Source organism: Pseudomonas sp. LBUM1661 (genome assembly GCF_059695925.1).
In genome coordinates this window covers 1721634-1743534 of sequence record NZ_CP166794.1, presented here as the reverse complement: position 1 = coordinate 1743534, position 21901 = coordinate 1721634, and the positions used below count along the sequence as shown (strand labels likewise).

Genomic DNA, 21901 nt, shown 5'->3' with positions numbered 1-21901 from the left:
CCTTAAATCATCTCTTCGCCGCCCTTCCCGCCGAGAACGATTTCTCCGGCTTCGGCCATACGGCGGGCAATGGTGAGGATTTCTTTCTGCGCGGTTTCCACGTCGCTGACGCGCACCGGGCCTTTGGCCTCGAGGTCGTCGCGCAACAGCTCGGCCGCCCGTTTGGACATGTTCTTGAAGATTTTCTCTTTGACGCCTTCGTCCGACCCCTTGAGGGCCAGCACCAGTACGTCGGAGGACACTTCGCGCAGCAGCGCCTGGATACCGCGGTCGTCGACATCGGACAGGTTGTTGAACACGAACATGAGGTCTTCGATCTGACCGGACAGGTCTTCGTCGACTTCGCGGATCGAGTCCATCAGCTGACCTTCGATCGAGCTGTCGAGGAAGTTCATGATATCGGCCGCACGCTTGATGCCACCCAGGGTGGTGCGCGAGGCATTCGAGTTGCCGGAGAACTGCTTCTCGAGAATCTGGTTGAGTTCTTTCAGGGCGGCTGGCTGCACGGTGTTCAGCGAGGACACTCGCAGAATGATGTCCAGTCGCACCTTGTGGTCGAAGTTGCCCAGCACTTCGCCGGCCTGGTCCGGGTCGAGATACGCCACGACGATCGCCTGGATCTGCGGGTGCTCGTAACGGATCACGTCGGCGACGGCGCGCGGTTCCATCCACTTCAGGCTGTCGAGGCCACTGGTGTTGCCGCCCAGCAGGATCCGGTCGATCAGGCCGTTGGCCTTGTCTTCGCCCAGGGCCTGAGTGAGCATTTTGCGCACGTAGTCGTCGGAGCCGACGCCGAGGCTGGTCTGGTCGCCGACAATGTCGACGAACTCGCTCATCACCTGCTCGACCTGCTCGCGGTGTACGTTACCCATCTGGGCCATGGCCACACCCACACGCTGGACCTCTTTGGGCCCCATGTGGCGCAGCACTTGGGCAGCATCGGTCGAACCCAGCGACAGCAGCAGGATCGCGGCTTTGTCGACTTTCGACAGTTTGGCGGCAACGGCTCGGTTATCACTCATCTGCGTTAATCCACTCTTTCACGACCTGGGCCACACGGCCCGGATCTTCTGCCACCAGACTCTTGATTGCGTTCAACTGTGCGTCGTAGCCTTCGCTCGGGCTCGGCAGCAGAATGCTTTGCGGACCACCGAGGCTGACGCGGTCGTTGGCCAGTTCGCCATCCAGGCCGCCCATGCCACCCAACTCGACGTCGCTGCCGATGCCGGCCAACTGTTTGCCTTTGCCGCCACCGGTGATGTTGTTGAGCACCGGACGCAGCACGCCGAACACCAGCACCAGGATGAACAACACACCCAGCACTTGTTTGACGATGTCCCAGAACCACGGCTGGGAGTAGAACGGAATATCGGCAATCACTTCACCGCGCTCGGCGGAGAACGGCATGTTGATCACGCTGACGCTGTCGCCACGGCTGGCGTCGAAACCGACGGCGTCCTGGACCAGGCGCGTGAAGCGCGCCAATTCGTCGGCGCTCCACGGCGCGCGGCTCATTTCACCGTTGGCCGCGTTGATCTTGACCTGGTCATCCACCACCACCGACACCGACAGGCGATTCAAACGGCCCTGCTGTTGTTTGGTGTGACTGATGGAGCGGTCAAGTTCGAAGTTCTTGGTGGATTGTTGACGCTTGTCCGCCGGGTAAGGCGCGAGCATCGGCTGGCCGGTGGCCGGGTCCATGATTTGCTGACCGTTGGCGTCGAGCAAGGGCTGGCCCGGCTGCACCATGCCGGCCGACGCCGTGGCGCCACCGGTGGTTTGCGGTGCCGAGGCTGGCGCTGGCGGCTGGTTGCTCAGGGCACCCGGCACACCTTGCGGGCCATTGCTGGCGGTGCGCTGTTCAGTGGTCGACTGCTCGCTGCGCAGCGCCGGCTGGTCCGGGTTGAACTGCTCGGAAGTCGACTCGACGGCGCTGAAATCGACATCGGCCGAGACTTCGGCTTTATAGCGATCGTTGCCCAGCACCGGTTGCAGAATGTTATGCACGCGCTGGGTGAGCATGCTTTCCATGCGACGGCTGTAATCGAATTGCTTGCCGGCCATGGTCAGTTCGGAGTTCTCCGCCTGATCGGACAGCAGCGTGCCCTTCTGGTCGACGACGGTGATCTGCGATTTGCTCAGTTCGGGAACGCTGGTGGCGACCAGGTTGATGATCGCCAGCACCTGGCCCGGCTCCAGCGAGCGACCGGAATACAGTTCCACCAACACCGAAGCGCTCGGCTTGCGCTCATCGCGCACGAACACCGAACTTTTCGGAATCGCCAGGTGCACACGGGCACCCTTGACGTTGTTCAGGCTGGAGATGGTCCGTGCCAGTTCGCCTTCGAGGCCGCGACGATAACGGGTCGCTTCCATGAACTGGCTGGTCCCGAGGCCCTGGTCCTTGTCGAGAATTTCAAAACCGATGTTGCCATCGCTGGGAGTGACACCAGCGCCCGCGAGTTTGAGCCGCGCACGGGACAGGTCATCGGCCTTGACCAGCAAGGCGCCGGAATTGGGTTCAACGGTGTACGGAATATCGGCAGCGGCCAGGGTATCCATCACCTGCTTGGCGTCCATGCCGGCAAGGCTGCCGTACAGAGGCCGGTAGTCTGGCTGCTGGGACCACAACACAACGGCGAAGCCAATCGCCACGCTCGCCGCCAGGCCGACCAACAGGCCCACCTGACGCAGCATGGTCATCTCGGAGAGGTTTTCCAGGAAGGACAAGCCGAACAGCGGCGGTTTGCCGTCTATCGGGGTGGCCTTGGCCGGAACATTATCGGCGATTGCTTCTGCCATGACTCAATCTCGTCCTTAAACCGGCATCTGCATGATGTCTTGATAGGCCTGAACCAACTTGTTACGCACTTGGGTCAACGCCTGGAAAGACACGCTGGCCTTCTGCGAAGAAACCATCACGTCCGTCAGGTCGACGCCGCTCTTGCCGATCTCGAAGGCCGTGGCCAACTGACCCGCAGCCTGCTGGGTGTCGTTCACTTTATTGACGGCCTGACCGAGCATGTCGGAAAAGCTGTTGCCCGCCAGTTGAGGGACGGCGGCCGTCGATTTCGACGCAGACATGGCATCCATTTGCATGGAGCGCATGTCCAGCATCAAGCGATTGAATTCAATACCTTGGCTCATGGTTTCTCTCTATGACGAGCTACGTCGTTGGCGACCCGCAATTTTTTGACACTCACTCGGCGGGTAGTGAGGTGTTAGCAACAAGGGTGCCAGCTCGGTGGCCGCTCTACACAAAAGCCCACCCCTAGAAGCCGAACGCAATCCGTAGCAGCTGGCGAAGCCTGCGTTCGGCTGCGCAGCAGTCGTGAAATCAGTCCACGCGGTGTTTCAGAAAGACCGAGTGTTCAGGTTTTACGACTGCTGCGCAGCCGAACGCAGCCTTCGGCAGGCTGCTACAAAATGGAATCAGGTGGCGAACAAGTAAGCTTCCACGTCCATTCCGGCGTCACGCATCTGCGCGAGCTTGTAGCGCAGGGTGCGCGGGCTGATGCCCAGGCGCTCGGCGGCCTCTTTGCGGCGGCCGCGCTCGGCACGCAAGGTGTCGATGATCATCTGGAACTCACGCCGACGCAGGTCATCGCCCAGCGCTCCGGCCGATTCCGCGTCAACCTCCAGGGCGCGCAACGGTGCCGCTACCAATGCCGGCAACGGCGCGCAGGCGACCGGCCCGCTCAGGCAGAAATCCTGCGGTTGAATCAAACCACCCTGCTGGAGAATCAGCGCACGCTGAATCGCGTTATCCAGTTCGCGCACGTTACCCGGCCACGGATAACCGATCAGGCACGCCTGAGCCTCGGGCGAGAGTGTTGCCGCGGCGTGCTTCATTTTATTGACGTGTTTGGCCAGCAGACGCTCGGCCAGCGGCAGGATGTCGGCGGTACGCTCGCGCAGCGGACGCCAGGCCAGTGGAAACACTGACAGGCGATAGTAAAGATCTTCGCGAAAACGCCCCGCCGCCACTTCCCCGGCCAGGTCACGGTTGGTGGTTGCGACGACGCGAATGTCCAGCGCGATCGGCTTGCGTGCGCCTACCCGTTCGACTTCGCGCTCCTGCAACACGCGCAACAGTTTGGCCTGGAGGCCCAAGGGCATTTCGGAAATTTCGTCGAGCAGGATGGTCCCGCCGTCAGCCTGTTCGAACTTGCCCGCCTGCGCCGCGATGGCGCCGGTGAACGAGCCCTTCTCATGCCCGAACAATGTGGCTTCGAGCATGTTGTCGGGGATGGCTGCGCAGTTGATCGCAATGAACGGCTGGGTGGCGCGATGGGAATGCTGGTGAATGTAGCGCGCCAGCACTTCTTTACCGGTCCCGGATTCACCCGAGATCAACACCGTGGAATCACTGCGCGCGACCCGCGCAGCCAATTCCAGCAGTTGCGCACTGGCTGGCTCGAACGCCACCGGGCCTTCGTGCTCGGTCGCGCCCAGACTGCCCAGCGCATGACGCGCCACCAGATCGAGCAACGCCTTGGGCTCGAACGGCTTGACCAGATAATCCGCCGCGCCATGGCGCATGGCATCGACCGCACGCTCGACGGCGCCGTGAGCGGTCATCAACAACACCGGCAATTGCGGCTGACGCGCACGCAACAGACTGAGCAATTGATGCCCGTCCATGCCCGGCATGTTGACGTCGCTCAGCACCAGGTTGAACGCTTCGACACCGACCGCCGTCAGCGCTTCTTCGGCCGAACCGACAGCCTTGTAATCGTGCCCGGCAAGCAACAGCGTATCGGCCAATGCCTCCCGTAGCGCGCGGTCATCCTCGACCAGTAAAACCTTGATTCCCATGTCCTTCACTCCGCTCCCTGAGCGCTGGCTTTTTCATCACAAAAAAGCGGCAGGATGACCTGCGCGCACGTGCCGCGCCCCAGCCGCGAACGCAGCTGCAATTCTCCCTGATGAGCACGGGCCACCGCCTTGACCACCGTCAGGCCAAGGCCGGTTCCGGTGGTTTTGGTGGTAAAAAACGGCTCACCCAAACGCGCCAGCACGTTGGCGTCGATGCCACTGCCGCTGTCACTGACACTCAGGCGCAGCGTATTGCCGCGGGTATAGAGGTGGACCTTCAAGCGCACATCACCGGCACTGGCCTGGATGGCGTTCTCGATCAGGTTGAGGATCGCCCCGACCAGCGTGTCGCGATTGCACAGCAACTCACCGGAGTGACTGTCGCACTGCCAGCGAATCGGCAAGCCCTGCACATGGGTCAACGCGGCCGCTTGCAGCGACTGCATCAATATTTTTGGCGTGACGCGATCGGTCAGCGGCAGCTCGCCGCGAGCGAACACCAGCATGTCGCGAACTTGATGTTCCAGCTCATGCAGACGCTCTTTCAAGCGACCGGCAAAACGCTGTTGGGTCTCGACGGGCAACTCCTGTTCAGTCAAATGACTGGCGTAGAGCAACGCGGCGGACAAGGGTGTACGAATCTGATGCGCCAGCGACGCCACCATGCGCCCGAGCGACGACAGGCGTTCGTGGCGGGCCAGTTGATCTTGCAGATGGCGGGTTTCAGTCAGGTCGTTGAGCAACACCAACTGGCCGGGCTCGGCATCCAGCGAGCGCGTGGAGATCGACAAACGCCGACCGTCCTTGAGCGAAATTTCATGACCATCGTCTTCGCGAGGCGCAAAGCAGCGGGCAATCACCTGGCGCCACAGTTCGCCTTCGAGGGGCAGACCGAGCAGCTCGCAGGCAGCGGGATTGGCTTCGCGCACAATGCCCTGGGCATCGATGACGATGACGCCACCGGGCAACAGATCGAGGAGGTTTTGCAGGCGGTTGGCCAGGCGTTCTTTTTCCGCCAGTTCCTGCATGCGCTGAGCGCTGACCACCGCCAGCTCGCCCTTGAGCTCGGTGACCCGGGCTTCGAGCATGCTGTAGGAGTCGGTCAGTTGGCTCGACATCTGATTGAACTGGGCAAACGCCTGCTCAAGGCCAAGCCGGCTTGCCTGTTCTAAGGACGACGGTTGCCCCGATGCGTCAGGGACAGGAAACATCTGGGCGGCTTGGGGCATCGTGCTCACTCGCTTGGCTGACCGTCAGTTAAACGGAACGTTGCGAGGGATGTAGCAATACCCGTGCCTAAAAAAAACCACCTATAAATGAGGGACTTGAAAAACAGGCGTCAATCATCCGCCTGTTCATCACCGTCACGACGACTCATGCCGTACTTGCGCATTTTCTCCACCAGAGTGGTGCGACGAATACGCAACCGCTCTGCAGCGCGCGCAACGATGCCATTGGCATCATCCAGCGCCTGCTGAATCAGCCCTTGCTCCAGACCACCGAGGTAGTCTTTCAGGTCCAGGCCTTCCGGCGGCAGCAGGGCATTGGCCGTGAAGTCCGGGGTATGACCATTGATGGCCACCCGTTCTTCGAGGTCGCTGCGCAGGCTGTCGACCATCTGCTCGTCTTCATCGTCGACGTAGCGGAATTTCTTCGGCAACTCGACCACGCCGATCACCCCGTACGGATGCATGATCGCCATGCGCTCCACCAGGTTGGCCAGCTCGCGGACGTTGCCCGGCCAGCCGTGACGGCACAGCGACATGATCGCGGCCGAGTTGAAACGGATCGAACCCCGCTTCTCGTGCTCCATGCGCGAGATCAACTCGTTCATCAGCAGCGGGATGTCTTCGACGCGCTCACGCAGTGGCGCCATCTCGATCGGGAACACGTTCAGGCGGTAATACAAGTCTTCGCGGAAGGTGCCGATCTCGATCATGCTTTCGAGATTCTTGTGGGTCGCCGCAATGATGCGCACATCGACGCTCTGGGTCTTGTTGCTGCCCACGCGCTCGAAGGTGCGCTCTTGCAACACGCGCAGCAGCTTGACCTGCATCGGCAGCGGCATGTCGCCGATTTCGTCGAGGAACAGGGTGCCGCCATTGGCCAGTTCGAAACGCCCGGCACGGCTGGTGATCGCACCGGTGAAGGCGCCCTTCTCGTGGCCGAACAATTCGCTTTCCAGCAACTCGGCCGGAATCGCGCCGCAGTTGACCGGTACAAATGGCGCGTCACGACGCTTGGAGTGGTAGTGCAGGTTACGCGCAACCACTTCCTTGCCGGTGCCGGACTCACCGAGAATCAGCACGCTGGCGTCGGTGTCGGCGACTTGCTGCATCATCTGGCGGACGTGTTGAATCGCCCGGCTGGTGCCGACAAGGCTGCGGAAAAGATTGGGTTCGCGATGACGCCCGCGCTCGCGCGCCTGGTCGTACATCTCTCGATAGACCTGGGCACGGTGCAGGGAGTCGAGCAATTTGCTGTAGCTGGGTGGCATTTCGAGGGTCGAAAGCACTCGGCGACGCTGGTCTTCAGGCAAGTCAACGGAAGAATTATCGCCCATTAACAACACCGGAAGGAACTCATCCCAGGTTGAGAGTGTCTTTAACAAGCCCGGAAGTGCGCCAGGAGCATTGACCGTCCCGATCAGGACACAGATCACTTCACGACTTGATGACAAAGAGCCGACAGCCTGCTGCCAGTCATGGCTTCCGCAGGGTAAATTTTCTTCACCAAGAAAATTTAAAATCACCGCCAGGTCGCGGCGGCGGACGCTATCGTCATCAATCAGCAGAATTTTGGTTTCACGCCACATGCAATAGCAACTTCCCTAGTCAACTCAATGCCCGAAATGAGGGGGCAAGCTAGACGCTTGCAGGCATGTTAAGCCTGTAGACGCCTGAAATCTGGTAGCAGCCACTAGTTAAGTCAAAAAACCGTGCACAGTCAAATTTATGGCGCACTATGTTTGGATTAACCGGGGATTATTAGCCGAACAGATGGTAAACCTTTGCCGCGCTCTGCGCATGGGTGATCTGCGACATCTCGTCGACTATCGCCTGGCGCTCGCCCATCGTCGCCGTCAGCAAATCCTTGTACACCGCCAGCAGCCGTTCCAGATTGGTCCGCACCGCCTCTTCATCGACCGGCGCCTCGCTCAGCACCTCATCGACGCATTCGCGACACGCCACATCCAGTTCGCCGATCGCATCCCAGTTTCGCGCCGCCAGGGCGTCCACCAGGGCTTCACGGGTTTGTTCAATTCGCTGCAGTGCTTGACTCATGGCGCCATCCTCAGACCCGCAGGCCTATTGATTTGCAATTGCATCCCAGCCGCTTTTAAGGGTATCGAGCAAACCCGATACTTCGTCGATGAGCGCTGCATCGTTGTTACGATTGGCTTCCATCAGACGCGTCATCATGTAGGCGTACAAGTTGTCGAGCTGCTGCAGCGACGCCGGGTCCTCGGTCTTCTCGGGGTTCAGGCCGTCACGCAGGCCAATGATGATGTCAACGGCCTTGCCGAGCATCAATCCCTTGAGTGCGATGTCACCCCGCTCCATTGCGCCCTTGGCTTGAGCCATGCGGTCCAACCCACCCTCCATCAGCAACTGAACCAGGCGATGAGGATTGGCTTCAGAGATCTGAGCATGGGAATTGACCTTCTGGTACTGGCGAAGGGCTCTCATGGGATTCATGTTTCTACCTCGTGACAGACAACAAGTGAAAATAGGTTTGCTCTGATCATTATGTCGACTGGTCGACACAAAACTTTAATCCCGACCCGCTACCAAAGAAAAAACCCAGGCGCTGTTTTTACAGCCGGCCTGGGTTTTTTTATGCCTGATCCGGATCAGTCGGACTTCGGATTGTTCAGCGCATTGAGCGTGGTCATGATGCTGTCGCTCTGCGCCCGCAGCCTGGCCACCAGGGAATCCATGGCGGTGTACTTGGCCGTCAGGCTCAATTGCAGGCTGGTCATCCGCGAATCGAGGGTGTCCTGCTGCTTCTTCAAGTCGTTCAGGCTGTCGCTCAGACTGGCCGAGCGCGCCGCGAAAACACCGGTCTTGCTCAGGGCGAAGTTGTCAGTCGCGGTTTTCATACGCGCCAGCAATCCGGTATCGCCGGTGAAGATGGCGTTGATGTCGGCGGCATTGGTCAGCACCGCCGTATCCCATTGCTTGTCGTCGATGGTCAGGGTGCCGGTTTTCTGGTCTGTCTGAACGCCAAACTGGGACAACGCCTTCATCTGACCGGTGCCCGACATTGAGTTCAGCTCGGTGCGTACCGAATTCAACAGTGAACGCAGCGATGCGTCGCCCGTCAGGGCGCCGGAGGTGACCGAACCATCGGCATTGGTGGTGACCTGAGTCTCGGCGTTGGCCGCCTTGATCAGCGCGTTGTAGGTATCGACAAAACCCTTGACCGAAGACTTCAGCGTCGAGCTGCTGGCGGCGACGGTGATGGTGCTCGCTGTCGGCGCAGAAGCACCGGCCGCGGTTGGAGAAACACCCGTCAGCTTGACGGTAACCCCACTCACAGCGTCGGCAATGGTGTTGGTCTTGGATTCCATCACCAGGCCGTCGAGGGTGTACTTGGCGTTCTGCGGCGCGGCAAGGACCGAGGTACCGGTTTCCAGGCCCGAATTGCCCGTCAAGGTCAGGTCCGATCCGACACCGGTAGTGGTCGACGTCATCACCAATCGAGAGCCGCTGGCGTCGGTCAGGATGTTGGCACTCAAGCCCTGGTTCGCATACTGCGAGTTGATCGAGTCGCGAACCTGCTGCAGCGTCGAGCCGGCAGGAATGCTCACGTCAAACGTGTTGCTACCTTGCTTGATGCTCAGCGTGGTCGGCACCGAGCCGGCGTTGATCACCGTCGAAGCGCCACCTGCGTAAACCTTGGATGAAATCTTCGACGCCGTGGCCAACTGATTGACCACCAGCGAGAAACTACCGGCCGCCGCGCCATTACCGGTGGTGACCGTGGCGACTTTTTCATCGGAGGACGAACCGGTCAGGCCATTGAAACTGGCGGTCGTCTTCATGTTGTCCAGCGCACCCCGGAAGGCGTCCAGTGCAGCCTGGATCTTACCGATCGACGATAGCGAGGTCGTCGCTTTCAGCGTCTGGCTGTTGATCTGTGTCTGCTTCGGCGCCCTTTCGGAATCCACCAAAGACTTCACGATCGCCTGGGTATCGATGTTCGAACCAATACCGCTAACCGTTGAACCCGCCATCATCTCTCTCCTTATCCGGTGGCTGTCGATTTCTTGACTAAAAGCGCCTTAGCCAACGACAGCAACAAAATTCATGCCAGCTCAGGCCTTGGCGTCAAACAGCAAGCTGCTGGCGTCTGTCAGGCTCTGTGCAAGCTTCAATGCAGTTTCCGAAGGGATCTGGCGAATCACGTCACCGGTTTCAGTGGCGATGACCTTGACCACGACCCGGCCGGTGGAATCATCAATCGTAAAATCCAGCTTGCGTTGGGCAGCCTGGACGAATTCCCGAATATCGGTCACGGCTTTTTCCAGGTCGTCACGCTTGGGCTCGGCGCCCGATTTCGCGACGGGCTCAGCCTTGGGCTGTTCCTGTTTGGCAGCGACGGTCGGCGTTGCGCCCTGTGGGGCAACGGCTGGATAAGACAGGTTCAACTTGACGCTCATGTCCATGCTAAATCTCCTCATCACGGAAAAGACGAAAGGGCACGTAAACGCGCCCTTCCGTCAGTCACCAAGCGCTGATATTACTGAAGCAGCTTCAGTACAGCGGATGGCAGCTGGTTAGCCTGGGACAGGATCGCGGTGGAAGCCTGTTGCAGGGTTTGTTGCTTGGTCAGCTGAGCAGTTTCAGCAGCGAAGTCGACGTCCTGGATCACGCCACGAGCAGCAGTGGAGTTGTCCGAGATGCTGCGCAGGTTCGACACGGTGCTGTCGAAACGGTTTTGTACGGCACCGAGGTCAGCACGCTGGGAGTCGATGTTGGCGATCGCTTGCGAGATCACGTCAACAGCGTTCTGTGCGTTGGCAGCAGTGGTCACGTCAGTGTTGCTAACCACGGTTTTAGCCGAGCTGACGGTAGTGCCGGCAGCCACGAACAGGCCAGTTGCACCCGCGCCGTTCATCGAGTAGCTAGAGGTGGAGTTCAGGGAAACAGCACCGGTCACCTGGACGGCAGTGGCAGCGGCAGCAACGCCAGCGCCGTAGTTACCGGAACCGTCTTTGGCCTGAACCGAGATACCGGCGATGGCACTGGCGTCACCAGCGTTCAGGGTGATGTTTTCACCGGAGTCGGATTTGACTTCCAGGCTGTTGGTGGTGGCGTTGAAGTTAACGCTGATGCCCAGTTTGGCAGCGTTGGACTTCAGTTGGTCAGCCAGGCCAGCCGTGTCGGTTACGCCGACCATGTTGACTGCAGCACCGGAACCTACCTTGATGGTGAAGTTCGCGGTACCTGGCAGAGCACCGGTGATCGCAGCAGTGTTGACAGTGAACTTGGCTTCAGTGCTGGCAGTAGCCGACAGGCCGCCGATAACGCCGTTCAGCTGGGAAGCAGTCGTTTTGGCAGACTGACCGTTGACGGTAGTGATGTTAGCGGTTTGGCCGCCACCGGTTACAGCGATTGCACCGCCGACTACACCGGCCAGGCTTGGCGCGATGGCCACGCTTTTCAGCTGCTGGGAGCCGATGTTGTTAGCCGATACGTCGCCCAGCGTCATGTTGATGGTCTGGTTGGCGTTAGCGCCGACCTGGAAAGCGGTAGTACCGAAAGAACCGTCCAGCAGGTTACGACCACCGAAGGTAGTGGTGCTGGCGATACGCGACAGTTCGGAAGTCAGAGCCGAGTACTCGGCGTTGTTCGACTTACGGTCTTCAGCGCTTGGCGAACCGTTCGCGGAAGCCAGGGCCAGGGTACGCATTTTCTGCAGGATGTTGGTGGATTCCTGCATCGCGCCTTCAGCAGTTTGCGCGATGGAGATGCCGTCACCGGCGTTCTTGATGGCAGTGCCCAGGCCGTTGATCTGGCTGGTCAGACGGTTGGAAATTTGCAGGCCGGCCGCATCGTCTTTAGCGCTGTTGATACGCAGGCCGGAAGACAGACGTTGCATCGAAGTTTGCAGATTGTTGGAAGCTTTGTTCAGGTTGTTCTGAACGGTCAACGATGCAAGGTTGGTGTTTACTGTTAAAGCCATGACGAAATCCTCGTTGGATGGATACTGCGGCTTCCGGCCCTGACATCCGTCGGGTGTGGCCTAGAGAACCTACGTAATAGTTATCGTCGTGAAGAGGCTTTGCTTGAGGGGTTTTTTGCAAATTTTTAGTGGCAGCTTGCCAGCCCTTTAGTTTCAAGGCCTTGGAGCCAGAAATTCGGCGCCAGTAAAACGCAAAACGCCCGGGAACTTGCGTCCCGGGCGGTTTTTGTTGCATCTATTGCTGCACAGCCGATCAGCCGCGGTAGAGAATCGCCGAGCCCCACGACAGACCTACGCCGAAACCGCTGATGGCCACACGGGTCCACTTGGAGTCGAACACGTGGTTCTGCAACAGCAGCGGAATACTCGAAGACACCGTGTTACCGGTTTCGAGCATGTCCTTGACGAACTTCTCCGGCTCACCTTCTTCGAAGCGGCGCGCCACGGCATCAACGATGGCTGCGCTGCCCTGGTGAATGCAGAAGGCATCGATATCGCCCGCCTGCAAATTCGACTCATCCAGCAGCTCGTGCAAATGCGCCGGGACTTTCAGCAACGCGAAGTTGAAGACCTGGCGGCCATTCATGAAGAACACACCGTCGCTGACTTTCAAGTGCGGCGCACCGGAACCGTCGGTGCCGAACTTCGACTTGCCCAGTTGCCAGACGGCGTTTTCGCCCATCCAGGTCGCGGTGGCGGCATCACCGAACAGCATGGTGGTGTTGCGGTCTTCCGGGTCGACGATCTTCGAGTACGGATCAGCTGTGACCAGCAGGCCGTTTTTCAGCCCCGTCGCTTCCATGAACCCCTTGAGGGCATAGATGCCGTACACGTAGCCGGAACAGCCCAGGGAAATATCGAACGCAGCCACATGGGTCGGCAGGCCCAGTTTGTCCTGGACGATTGCCGAGGTGTGCGGCAGCCCTTCTTCATCGCCGTTCTGGGTGACGACGATCAGGCAATCAATGGATTCACGCTTGAGTTCGGGGCTGGCGGCGAACAGTGCATTGACTGCCTCGACGCACAGGTCTGAAGTTTCCTGATCGGCATCCTTGCGCGGCAGAAACGCCGAACCGATCTTGCCAAGAATGAAGGTTTCGTCCTTGTCGAACTTTGCACCCTGGGCGTAGTTGTCAACCCCGGCTGCCGGCACGTAACTCGCTATGTTTTTTATGCCAATCATTATGGCTTCCCAATAATAAACAGCTGAATATCGCCGCTCGCTGAATCGAGGGCGTCTACAGTCAGGGCTTGGCCCCCAGAGGAGGCAACGTCGGGACTCAAGGATCACCTTGAACAGGCCCCCCACCTTCACCGCCCGCAGACAGGATACAGTGAAGATGCGCGTTTTGACTGGCGGGTCACTCAGAGATCAGTGCTTTATTTGATTTTGTGTCCCTGGCGCAGTCCCGACCCACCCCATCGCCATCAAAAAAGATGCAAAAAAAAAGCCAGCCCCTTATGACAGGGACTGGCCGCGAGCGGTCAAGACCGACTCAAAGCTTGTTGAACAGGCCCAACTGGGAAATCTTCGAGAACGCCAGTTGCGCCGCTTGCAGCATGGTCTGCTGCAAGGTCAGACGCGTCAATACTTCCGCAGGATCGGTGTTCTTGATCGAGTTACCCGTCGCTTCGTTGATCAGGCCCGTACTCTGGTTCTGATCGGCCTGCATGTCCATCACGTTACCGCGGGCACCGATGGCGCCACGGGCCAGGTCGACCTGGTTCTTGGCGTTGCCTAGGTTGGCAATGGCCGATGCCACGGTGTCTTCCAGAAAGCGCTGGGCGGCCGGGTTGCCCTGGGTCGGCGAGTTGAGCGCCTGACGCAGCTGGCTGATGGTATCCAGCACGTTCTGCGTCTGGTGTGTATTGACCGCGATGTCGAACTGATCACCCGTGGCGGGTGCGCCGCCACTGAGGGTAAAGCTGACGCCGGCCGCTGTCGCCACACCCGCCGCTACAGTGCCGGACGTTACCGGCGTACTGCTGCTGGTCAACGGACGAGCGTACAGGTCGAACGTCGTCGGGCTGGTGAATTTCAGCACCGCTCCGCCTTCAGGGAAGAAGCTCTTGTAGTCAGCCGCGTTGGTCACCGAAGACTGGCTCACCAACGTGGTCGAAACATTGCTCGGCGCGCGGTTGCTAACGAAACTGTCGGGTTTGGCCGCCAACTGGAAACTGTGCCCGGCGATGACGGCGTCGGCGTTGGTGGCGTTGTCGCCGGCCTGGAAGGTGATGTCCAGTTTAAAGGTCACACCACGGAAATTGACGTCGGAGCCGCCCTTGGCATTCGGGTCGAACACACCACCCTGACTCGCTTCGGCAGTCACGTCATTACCCAAGGCATCGGTGATCGAAAACTGGGTGCTGCTGGTGAACGCCAGGGTATACGGCTGACCGCTGCGGAAACTCGCATCGAACGCCGGGCCGGAACTCACCAGGCCTGGCGACAGGGCCACTCGCCCGTCATTGACAGCGGGCGCGGTCATGGTGGTCGAGCTTCGGGCGGCGTTGATCGCCTGCTGGAACACGTCCCAACCGGTGTCGTTGAGCCCCAGCGACATCGAGTCACCGATCTTCAATTGCAACTGGGTCTGGTCGCCCTGATAGCTGTAGGTGCCGTCGCTGTTGCGCGCAAAAGGTTGAGTGTTGTTGCTGGCGCCGGAAAACATGTACTTGCCGTTGGCGTCCTTGCTGTTCATCAGACTCAGCAATTGTTCTTCAGCCTGGCCGAGCTCGGCCGCAATGGATTTGCGGTCGTCGTCGTTCAACGAACCGCCACCGGCGCGCACGGACAACTCGCTGACTTTCTGCAGCACGTTGTTGATGCTGTCGAGCACGCTTTCTTCTTGTGCCTGGGCGGTGTTCAACGCGCTGATATTGGTGGTGTACTGACCCAACATGGCTTTTTGCTGATCGAGTTGCAGCAGGCGGGCCGCGCCGACCGGATCATCCGCCGCGGTCTCAAGCTTCACGCCGCTGCTGGCCTGCTCGGCCGTCTTGATCGCGTTGTTGAAGTTGCGCTGATAATTGGCAGCCGTGGTCGCATAGTACTGTGCTGTAGAAATACGCATGTTTTACGGCTCCTTATAGGGCGTTGATCAGAGTGCTGAAAATTTCCTGCGCAGTCTTGATGATCTGCGAAGAGGCCGAGTAGTACTGCTGGTATTTGATCAGGTTGCCGGTCTCTTCATCGAGGTCGACACCCGACAGCGAGTCGCGAGAGTTGCGCGCCTGGCTCAGGATGGTGTCTGTGGCCGTGGCATCGAGTTGACCCTGCTTGGTCTTGGAGCCGACCGACGAAACCAGGCCACCGTAAGCATCGGTGAAACTCACGCCAGGGCTGGTGGAATTGGCCCCGACGGTGGCTTTGGTTTGCAGGCCGAGCAATGCCTGGGCATTGCGGTTGTCCGTGCTGCCGGGCGCCGTCAGCGAGATATTGAAACTGTCGTCCTTCTCGGGACTGCCGCTGAGGGTCATCGCGACATTGAAGGTTTTCGCGACACCCAGTGAGTCGGTGTAAGGCACCGCAATATTCAGATCATTATTCTGACCGGGCACGATGCTGCCGGTCCCCATGCTGTTGCCTTTGGCGTCAAACACTTCATACGCCGTGCTGCTGGTCATTAGCAGGCGCACCGGCATGGCGGCCTTGACCGCCGTCTGCAGGTCCTGACGCTGGACAGGGTCGTAGATGTCCAGGGCGGTGCTCAGGGTCGGCTGGCTGACGGCACCGGTGCCGTCGTTACCCGAGGCCTTGGTGGATGTCAGCGGCGCGGCCGTGGCCAGGCGTTTGACGTCGGTCATGATGGTGCTCATGTCCGCCGCCGCATTGCGCGTCGGGGTGATCTTGAACGTGTCGCCGGTATTCACCGGGCCGGCATTGAGGCTCAGGCTGAATCCGTCGATGACCGGTGCCGGGCTCGCGCCGAGGGTGAAACTGCCCATGTCGGTGTTATCCGACAAACGACGCACGCTGTAGCCCGTGGCGCTGGTGAAGGTCACCTGGTAATCGCTGACCGCCAGTTTGCTGGTGTCATTGATGGTGACGTTGAGGTTGCCGGACGCCGGGTTGTTGTTGCCATTGGCGATGCTGCGCTGGCTGATGGCCGCCGCACTGTTGATATCGTTAAACAGCCCCGAGCCGAAGTTGCCGTTCTGATCAACGCCCTGCCCTTGCTGTTTGTTGACCTGATCGGCCACCACCATGGCGATGCGACCCAGCCCATTGACGGCGGGTGTCAGCACGTCGTCGCGGTAACGCAACAGGCCGCCCATCTCGCCACCCGAGACCGCGGAGGTGATGTCGACCGTCGAGCTGCCACGATCGAGGATGATCGATGAACGAGTAGGGTCAGACTTGTCGGTCTGTATGCGCAAGGTATTGACGGTGTTGCCCATGACCAGCGGCTGGCCGCTGCCCAGGTAAATATCCACGCTGCCGTTGTTTTCGCTGACCTGCACGCCGACCAGCTCGGAGAGCTGGCGAACCGTTTCATTACGCTGATCCAGCAGGTCGTTGGGCTGGCCACCCGAACCACTGACCTCACTGATTTTCTGGTTGTAGGCTGCTACGGTCGCCGCCAGCTTATTGACCTGGTCGGCCATCGAGCCCAGCTGATCGTTGATGTACGTGCCCTGCTGCTGCAACTGCTGGGAAATGGCATTGACGCGACTGGTCAAGGCTTGGGCATTGGTCAACAACGCCTGACGCGCAGCGGTGTCGTTGGAGTTGCCGGACAGCGTTTGCAACGACGAGAAAAACGACTGCAGGGTTTTGGTAATGCCCGTGCCGCTGTCGGACAACAGTTTGTCCACTTGCGTGGCCTGTCCCAGGTAAGCCTGCGCATCACCATTAAGCGAGGTGGTGGTCTGCAACTGCGCATCGAGGTAGCTGTTGTACACCCGACGCACATCGGCCAGCGTCGTACCGGTGCCGATGAACACATTGCCGTACTGACCGGAGGCTTTGGTGCTCTGCACGGTTTGTTGGCGTGAGTACCCGGCGGTGTCGACGTTGGCAATGTTGTTGCCAGTGGTCAGCAACGAAGAATGGCCAGCAGCCAGACCCGACATCCCGATATTGAGCAAACTCATGGTTCAGACCTTATAGCTTATGCCTATAAAGGCGTGGTGGTAGCGCCCGCCGCAGCGTAGTTCTGGTAACTCGTCATCTGCTTGGCTATCTGCGAAATCTTGCTCGCGTACTGCGGGTCGGTTGCGTAACCGGCCTTTTGCAACTCGCGCACAAACTGTTCTGGGTTATCGGCCGACTTCACGACATCTTGATAGCGATTGTTGGTTTGCAGCAGCGTCACCAGGTCATGGAAGCTGTCCTTGTAGGAGCCATAGGAACGGAACTCCGCCGTCTCCTTGACCTTCTGGCCGTTCCTGAATTCGCTGGTGATCGCCCGTGCCGATTCGCCCGTCCAACTGCTGCCAGCCTTGATGCCGAACAGGTTGTGGCTGCTGCTGCCATCCTGGGCACGCATGACCGATTTGCCCCAACCGGTTTCCAGCGCCGCCTGGGCCACCAGGTAACGCGGATCGACGCCGATGCGCTCGGCGGCTTCTTTGGCCATCGGCAGCATGGTGTTGACGAATTCGTCGGCGGAACTGAAGGCTTTCTTAGCCGGTGCCAAGGGAATCTGCGCCATGGCACGGCCATAAATCTGCAGGCGCCCGCTGGAGGTGGAATCCGTTTGCGAGGCCAGCCAATCGCCGTTGTACAGGGGACCGGAACCGGTCTTGGTGCTCGATGGCACCTGGATTTTATTCGGGCTGGTCGCTGCCGTTGCGGCGTTGGTCGATGCCGACGGCACCAGCCCGGCGAGCAAGCGGTCGGCCAGTTTCGGCGGCAGTGCCAGACGCCGTTGATTGATCAGCGCCATGTCGTTGTGGTGAGCACCCTCGCCCGCGCCCGCCGGCGACTTCAGCGAACGCGACGCCCACAACGGACGTTCGCCATTGAGGCGCGACAGCGGTCCGTTGGTGGCAACGGTTCCGGCGGCAATCGGCGTTTCCACGGCGGCTTTCGCGGCCAGTTGCTTGGCGGCAGACGCAGCAGCGGCCTCGCCCGGCGCCATGGGTTTGTTCTTCGACATCTGCCGCATCAGCACGTCGGCCAGACCAATACCGCCGCCCTCGCGGGACATGGAAACGGCCAACTGCTGGTCGTACATTTCCTGGTACTGCTTGGCGGCCGGGGTGTTCAGCGGATTGTCCTGACCCAGCGTGTCAGTGGCCGAGCGCATGGACTTGAGCATTTCACCGAGAAACAGCGACTCGAACTCCTGCGCCACTTTGCGCATGTTGCCGTCACTGTCCTTGTCGCCGACCTTGAGCTGGTTCAGGCGGTTCAGGTCCGAATAGGAACCCGAGTCGCTACTGCTGACAAAACCGCTCTTGCGCATATCCATGGTGGCCGTCCTCAGATCACGATCAGGTCGGCTTGCAACGCGCCGGCCTGTTTCAATGCTTCAAGGATCGCCATCAAGTCACCGGGTGCCGCGCCGACCTGGTTCACCGCACGGACGATTTCGTCGAGAGTGGTGCCGGGGCCGAACTTGAACATCGGTTTGGCTTCCTGCTGGGCGTTGACCCGCGAGCGTGGCACGACCGCCGTCTGGCCATTGGACAGAGGGCCGGGCTGGCTGACGATCGGGTCTTCGGTGATGGTTACGGTCAGGCTGCCGTGGGTCACGGCGGCCGGGGACACCTTGACGTTCTGGCCGATCACGATGGTGCCGGTGCGGGAGTTGATGATGACTTTCGCCACCGCCTGACCCGGATCGACTTCAAGGTTTTCCAGGATCGACAGATAGTCGACCCGCTGGCTTGGGTCCAGCGGCGCGCTGACGCGAATCGAACCGCCGTCGATGGCCTGGGCCACGCCAGGGCCGAGCATGTTGTTGATCTTGTCGACGATGCGCTTGGCGGTGGTGAAATCTGAACGGTTGAGGTTCAGGGTCAGGCTGTTGCCCTGGTTGAAACCGCTCGGCACCGAACGCTCGACCGAGGCACCGCCAGGGATGCGCCCGGCCGACGGCACGTTAACGGTGATCTTCGAACCATCGCGACCTTCAGCATCAAAACCGCCGACCACCAGGTTGCCCTGGGCGATTGCGTAGACATTCCCGTCGATACCCTTGAGCGGCGTCAGCAGCAACGTACCGCCGCGCAAACTCTTGGAGTTACCGATGGACGAAACCGTGATGTCGACCTGCTGACCTGGCTTGGCAAACGCCGGCAAGTCGGCACTGATCGACACCGCCGCGACGTTCTTCAACTGCACGTTGCCCGAACCCGGCGGCACCTTGATGCCGAACTGCGAGAGCATGTTGTTGAAGGTCTGCAGGGTGAATGGCGTCTGGGTCGTCTGGTCACCGGTGCCGTTAAGCCCGACCACCAGGCCGTAGCCGATCAATTGGTTGGAACGCACGCCGGAAATACTGGCGATGTCCTTCAGCCGCTCGGCTTGAACGTTGAAGGCTGCGCACAGCAACAGAGCGGCCACCATGAGACTTTTGAAGTTCAACGTAGCCACCTAGAAAGGGAACAGCGGGCTGAGGAAGAAACGGTCGAACCAGCCTGGCTGACTCGCATCGGCAAACGAACCGGTGCCCGAATAGGTGATGCGTGCATCGGCGACACGGGTCGACGACACGGTGTTGTCGGTGGCGATGTCATCGGCGCGAACCAGGCCAGCGATGCGTACCAGTTCGTCACCGGTATTGAGCGTCAGCCACTTCTCGCCGCGCACGGCGATGATGCCGTTAGGCAAGACGTCGGCGACGGTCACGGTGATCGAACCGGTCAGGCTGTTGCCCTGCCCGGCCTTGCTGTCACCCTTGGTCGCGCGGTCGCCTTCGTAACTGGCGCTCAGGCTCAGGTCACCGTTGCCGAACGGGTTGTTGGTGGTTGCACTGCTGCCGAACAGCGAGCTCAGGCCGATGCCGGTCTTGCTGTTTTTCGCCACTTGCGAGTTGGCGTTTTTGCTGGCCTGGGTCTTCTCGTTCAGGGTGATGGTGATGATGTCACCGACCCGGAACGCCTTGCGGTCGCTGTACAGGTTCTGTTCGAAACCGGCCTGGTAGATCGAGCCGTTGTTCGCGGCAGCCGGCAGCGGCGTGCGCGGCAACACCGGGGCGTAGTAGGGATCATTGGGCTTGGGTGTCACAGGCACACAGCCCGCGAGCACGGTGATCCCACTCAATGCCAGAACAGAAACAAAGCGATTCATGACCCTACCTCACGGTGTTGCAGGCGGCCTCATGGCCGCCTCATAGACTGATTACAGATTCTGCGTGACGAACGAGAGCATCTGGTCGGCGGTGGAGATCACCTTGGAGTTCATCTCGTAAGCGCGCTGAGTGGTGATCATGTTGACCATCTCCTCAACGGTGCTGACGTTGGAGGTTTCCAGGGTGTTCTGCAGCGTGGTGCCGAAACCGGCGAGGCCCGGCGTGCCGACTTGCGGCGCACCGCTGGCAGCGGTTTCCAGGAACAGGTTGTTGCCCACCGCTTGCAGGCCGGCCGGGTTGATGAAGTCGGCGGTTTGCAGGTTGCCGATCACTTGTGAGGCCGGGTTGCCGGTCACGGTGATGGACACGGTGCCGTCGCGACCGACCGTGAAGGTCTGGGCATCGTTCGGGATGACAATCGCCGGTTCCAGGGCGAAGCCGCTGGCGTTGACGATCTGGCCGTTGGAGTCCAGGTGGAACGTACCGTCACGGGTGTAGGACGTGGTGCCGTCCGGCTGCAGGATCTGGAAGAAACCGCGACCGTCGATGGCCATGTCCAGAGGCTGTTCGGTGGTTTGCAGACTGCCGGCGGTGAAGTTTTTCTGGGTGCCGACGATGCGCACACCGGTACCCAATTGCAGGCCCGACGGCAGTTCGCTGTCCTGGGTCGACTGGGCGCCCGGCTGGCGTTTGATCTGGTAGAGCAAATCCTGGAACTCGGCGCGGTCACGTTTGAAGCCCGTGGTCGACACGTTGGCCAGGTTGTTGGAAATGGTCGTCAGGTTGGTGTCCTGGGCGGACAGACCTGTTTTGGCAACCCATAGAGCCGGAAGCATTCGATTCTCCTCGTGCGCCTGTTTTACGGCGCGACGTTCTGATAATTAGCTGATCTGCAAGACCCGAGCCATGGCCTGGTCGTCTTCTTTGGCGGTGTTCATCATTTTGATGTGCAGCTCGAATTGCTTGGCCAGGGCCAGCACCGACGTCATCTCTTCCACGGCATTGACGTTGCTCGACTCGAGGAACCCGGACACCAGCTTGACGTTGGCATCGGCTTGCGCCGGCTTGCCGTCCTTGGTGTGAATCGAACCGTCCAGGCCTTTGGTCATGTTCTTGAAATCAGGGTCGACCAGTTTGATGCGGTCGACTTCGGCCATCACGCGCGGGCCTTCGCCCATCGCACGAATGCTGATGGTGCCGTCCTCGCCTATTTCGATTTGCTGCTCGGGCGGCACGGCGATCGGCCCGCCGTTGCCCATCACCGGCATACCATTGCCGGCCCGCAATACGCCGAGAGCGTCAACGTTCAGGCTGCCGGTGCGCACGTAGCTTTCGCCGCCGTCAGGGTTCTGCACAGCAATCCAGCCATTGCCTTGCACCGCGACATCGAGGTCGCGACCGGTTTCTACCAGGGCGCCCGGGGAAAAATCGGTGGCCGGACGCTCGGACAGGGCAAACGCACGCGCCGGAAAGCTGTCGCCGAACACCGGCATCGACCGCGCCTGCTCCAGGTCTTTCTGGAAGCCGTTGGTGGAAATGTTCGCCAGGTTGTTCGCATGAGCCTTCTGCGCCAGTGCATTCTGGCTGGCGCCGGTCATTGCCACATAAAGGTACTTGTCCACACTCTTTCCTCTGCATGCCGGACGTTT

19 protein-coding genes are annotated in these 21901 nt (G+C 60.1%); all 19 read right to left on the bottom strand.

Translation table 11 applies throughout. The annotated features are described in order from the left end of the window. Window positions 1–2: 2 nt before the first annotated feature. Window positions 3–1022, bottom strand: a complete 1020-nt coding sequence (gene fliG, locus ACA057_RS07905) for a flagellar motor switch protein FliG (protein WP_007948903.1) — start codon at window positions 1020–1022, stop codon at window positions 3–5. Continuing rightward, window positions 1015–2802: a flagellar basal-body MS-ring/collar protein FliF gene (gene fliF, locus ACA057_RS07900; RefSeq protein WP_059407568.1), complete on the bottom strand. Its 1788-nt coding sequence runs from the start codon at window positions 2800–2802 to the stop codon at window positions 1015–1017. The genes fliG and fliF overlap by 8 nt, the downstream gene beginning before the upstream one ends. Before the next feature lie 15 nt (window positions 2803–2817). Next, on the bottom strand, window positions 2818–3147 hold the full coding sequence (gene fliE / locus ACA057_RS07895; RefSeq protein ID WP_401358327.1) for a flagellar hook-basal body complex protein FliE: 330 nt from the start codon (window positions 3145–3147) through the stop codon (window positions 2818–2820). Window positions 3148–3432: 285 nt separating this feature from the next. Next, a complete protein-coding gene (locus tag ACA057_RS07890; protein ID WP_497347271.1) occupies window positions 3433–4818 on the bottom strand; it encodes a sigma-54-dependent transcriptional regulator in 1386 nt (461 codons plus the stop codon). Between the two features lie 5 nt (window positions 4819–4823). Next, on the bottom strand, window positions 4824–6029 hold the full coding sequence (locus tag ACA057_RS07885; RefSeq protein ID WP_497349836.1) for a sensor histidine kinase: 1206 nt from the start codon (window positions 6027–6029) through the stop codon (window positions 4824–4826). A gap of 128 nt (window positions 6030–6157) precedes the next feature. Next, the gene (locus ACA057_RS07880; RefSeq protein ID WP_497347269.1) at window positions 6158–7633 is read right to left on the bottom strand and encodes a sigma-54 dependent transcriptional regulator; all 1476 of its coding nucleotides are present in this window, start codon (window positions 7631–7633) and stop codon (window positions 6158–6160) included. A 172-nt stretch (window positions 7634–7805) separates the two neighbouring features. Beyond that, window positions 7806–8102, bottom strand: coding sequence for a flagellar protein FliT (gene fliT, locus ACA057_RS07875; RefSeq protein WP_497347267.1), 297 nt, complete (start codon window positions 8100–8102; stop codon window positions 7806–7808). Between the two features lie 24 nt (window positions 8103–8126). Further along, window positions 8127–8516, bottom strand: a complete 390-nt coding sequence (fliS, locus tag ACA057_RS07870) for a flagellar export chaperone FliS (RefSeq protein ID WP_497347265.1) — start codon at window positions 8514–8516, stop codon at window positions 8127–8129. 155 nt (window positions 8517–8671) lie between these two features. Continuing rightward, the gene (fliD, locus tag ACA057_RS07865) at window positions 8672–10057 is read right to left on the bottom strand and encodes a flagellar filament capping protein FliD (RefSeq protein WP_497347263.1); all 1386 of its coding nucleotides are present in this window, start codon (window positions 10055–10057) and stop codon (window positions 8672–8674) included. A gap of 81 nt (window positions 10058–10138) precedes the next feature. Next, window positions 10139–10489 (bottom strand): flagellar protein FlaG, encoded by a 351-nt coding sequence (locus tag ACA057_RS07860; RefSeq protein WP_497347261.1) that lies wholly within the window; start codon window positions 10487–10489, stop codon window positions 10139–10141. Between the two features lie 74 nt (window positions 10490–10563). Continuing rightward, window positions 10564–12009 carry a flagellin N-terminal helical domain-containing protein gene (locus ACA057_RS07855; RefSeq protein WP_497347259.1) on the bottom strand — a complete coding sequence of 482 codons (1446 nt, stop codon included), beginning with the start codon at window positions 12007–12009 and terminating at the stop codon, window positions 10564–10566. A 253-nt stretch (window positions 12010–12262) separates the two neighbouring features. Continuing rightward, on the bottom strand, window positions 12263–13192 hold the full coding sequence (locus tag ACA057_RS07850) for a ketoacyl-ACP synthase III (protein ID WP_497347257.1): 930 nt from the start codon (window positions 13190–13192) through the stop codon (window positions 12263–12265). A 313-nt stretch (window positions 13193–13505) separates the two neighbouring features. Beyond that, a complete protein-coding gene (locus tag ACA057_RS07845) occupies window positions 13506–15083 on the bottom strand; it encodes a flagellar hook-associated protein 3 (RefSeq protein WP_497347255.1) in 1578 nt (525 codons plus the stop codon). 13 nt (window positions 15084–15096) lie between these two features. Beyond that, window positions 15097–17106 (bottom strand): flagellar hook-associated protein FlgK, encoded by a 2010-nt coding sequence (gene flgK / locus ACA057_RS07840; RefSeq protein ID WP_497347253.1) that lies wholly within the window; start codon window positions 17104–17106, stop codon window positions 15097–15099. Window positions 17107–17129: 23 nt separating this feature from the next. Beyond that, window positions 17130–18428 carry a flagellar assembly peptidoglycan hydrolase FlgJ gene (gene flgJ, locus ACA057_RS07835; RefSeq protein ID WP_497347251.1) on the bottom strand — a complete coding sequence of 433 codons (1299 nt, stop codon included), beginning with the start codon at window positions 18426–18428 and terminating at the stop codon, window positions 17130–17132. An 11-nt stretch (window positions 18429–18439) separates the two neighbouring features. Continuing rightward, entirely contained in the window at window positions 18440–19528 is a 1089-nt protein-coding gene (locus ACA057_RS07830) for a flagellar basal body P-ring protein FlgI (RefSeq protein ID WP_497349834.1), read from the bottom strand. A gap of 27 nt (window positions 19529–19555) precedes the next feature. Beyond that, window positions 19556–20251 (bottom strand): flagellar basal body L-ring protein FlgH, encoded by a 696-nt coding sequence (gene flgH / locus ACA057_RS07825; protein WP_497347249.1) that lies wholly within the window; start codon window positions 20249–20251, stop codon window positions 19556–19558. 51 nt (window positions 20252–20302) lie between these two features. Continuing rightward, complete coding sequence (gene flgG, locus ACA057_RS07820) at window positions 20303–21088, bottom strand: flagellar basal-body rod protein FlgG (protein ID WP_059407583.1); 786 nt, start codon at window positions 21086–21088, stop codon at window positions 20303–20305. 45 nt (window positions 21089–21133) lie between these two features. Beyond that, window positions 21134–21874 carry a flagellar basal body rod protein FlgF gene (locus ACA057_RS07815; RefSeq protein WP_497347247.1) on the bottom strand — a complete coding sequence of 247 codons (741 nt, stop codon included), beginning with the start codon at window positions 21872–21874 and terminating at the stop codon, window positions 21134–21136. Between the last annotated feature and the right edge of the window lie 27 nt (window positions 21875–21901).

Coding starts and splice junctions, on each gene's coding strand:
- fliG (WP_007948903.1), bottom strand. CDS start 1,022: ATGAGTGATAACCGAGCCGTTGCCGCCAAACTGTCGAAAGTCGACAAA.
- fliF (WP_059407568.1), bottom strand. CDS start 2,802: ATGGCAGAAGCAATCGCCGATAATGTTCCGGCCAAGGCCACCCCGATA.
- fliE (WP_401358327.1), bottom strand. CDS start 3,147: ATGAGCCAAGGTATTGAATTCAATCGCTTGATGCTGGACATGCGCTCC.
- ACA057_RS07890 (WP_497347271.1), bottom strand. CDS start 4,818: ATGGGAATCAAGGTTTTACTGGTCGAGGATGACCGCGCGCTACGGGAG.
- ACA057_RS07885 (WP_497349836.1), bottom strand. CDS start 6,029: ATGTTTCCTGTCCCTGACGCATCGGGGCAACCGTCGTCCTTAGAACAG.
- ACA057_RS07880 (WP_497347269.1), bottom strand. CDS start 7,633: ATGTGGCGTGAAACCAAAATTCTGCTGATTGATGACGATAGCGTCCGC.
- fliT (WP_497347267.1), bottom strand. CDS start 8,102: ATGAGTCAAGCACTGCAGCGAATTGAACAAACCCGTGAAGCCCTGGTG.
- fliS (WP_497347265.1), bottom strand. CDS start 8,516: ATGAATCCCATGAGAGCCCTTCGCCAGTACCAGAAGGTCAATTCCCAT.
- fliD (WP_497347263.1), bottom strand. CDS start 10,057: ATGGCGGGTTCAACGGTTAGCGGTATTGGTTCGAACATCGATACCCAG.
- ACA057_RS07860 (WP_497347261.1), bottom strand. CDS start 10,489: ATGGACATGAGCGTCAAGTTGAACCTGTCTTATCCAGCCGTTGCCCCA.
- ACA057_RS07855 (WP_497347259.1), bottom strand. CDS start 12,009: ATGGCTTTAACAGTAAACACCAACCTTGCATCGTTGACCGTTCAGAAC.
- ACA057_RS07850 (WP_497347257.1), bottom strand. CDS start 13,192: ATGATTGGCATAAAAAACATAGCGAGTTACGTGCCGGCAGCCGGGGTT.
- ACA057_RS07845 (WP_497347255.1), bottom strand. CDS start 15,083: ATGCGTATTTCTACAGCACAGTACTATGCGACCACGGCTGCCAATTAT.
- flgK (WP_497347253.1), bottom strand. CDS start 17,106: ATGAGTTTGCTCAATATCGGGATGTCGGGTCTGGCTGCTGGCCATTCT.
- flgJ (WP_497347251.1), bottom strand. CDS start 18,428: ATGGATATGCGCAAGAGCGGTTTTGTCAGCAGTAGCGACTCGGGTTCC.
- ACA057_RS07830 (WP_497349834.1), bottom strand. CDS start 19,528: ATGGTGGCCGCTCTGTTGCTGTGCGCAGCCTTCAACGTTCAAGCCGAG.
- flgH (WP_497347249.1), bottom strand. CDS start 20,251: ATGAATCGCTTTGTTTCTGTTCTGGCATTGAGTGGGATCACCGTGCTC.
- flgG (WP_059407583.1), bottom strand. CDS start 21,088: ATGCTTCCGGCTCTATGGGTTGCCAAAACAGGTCTGTCCGCCCAGGAC.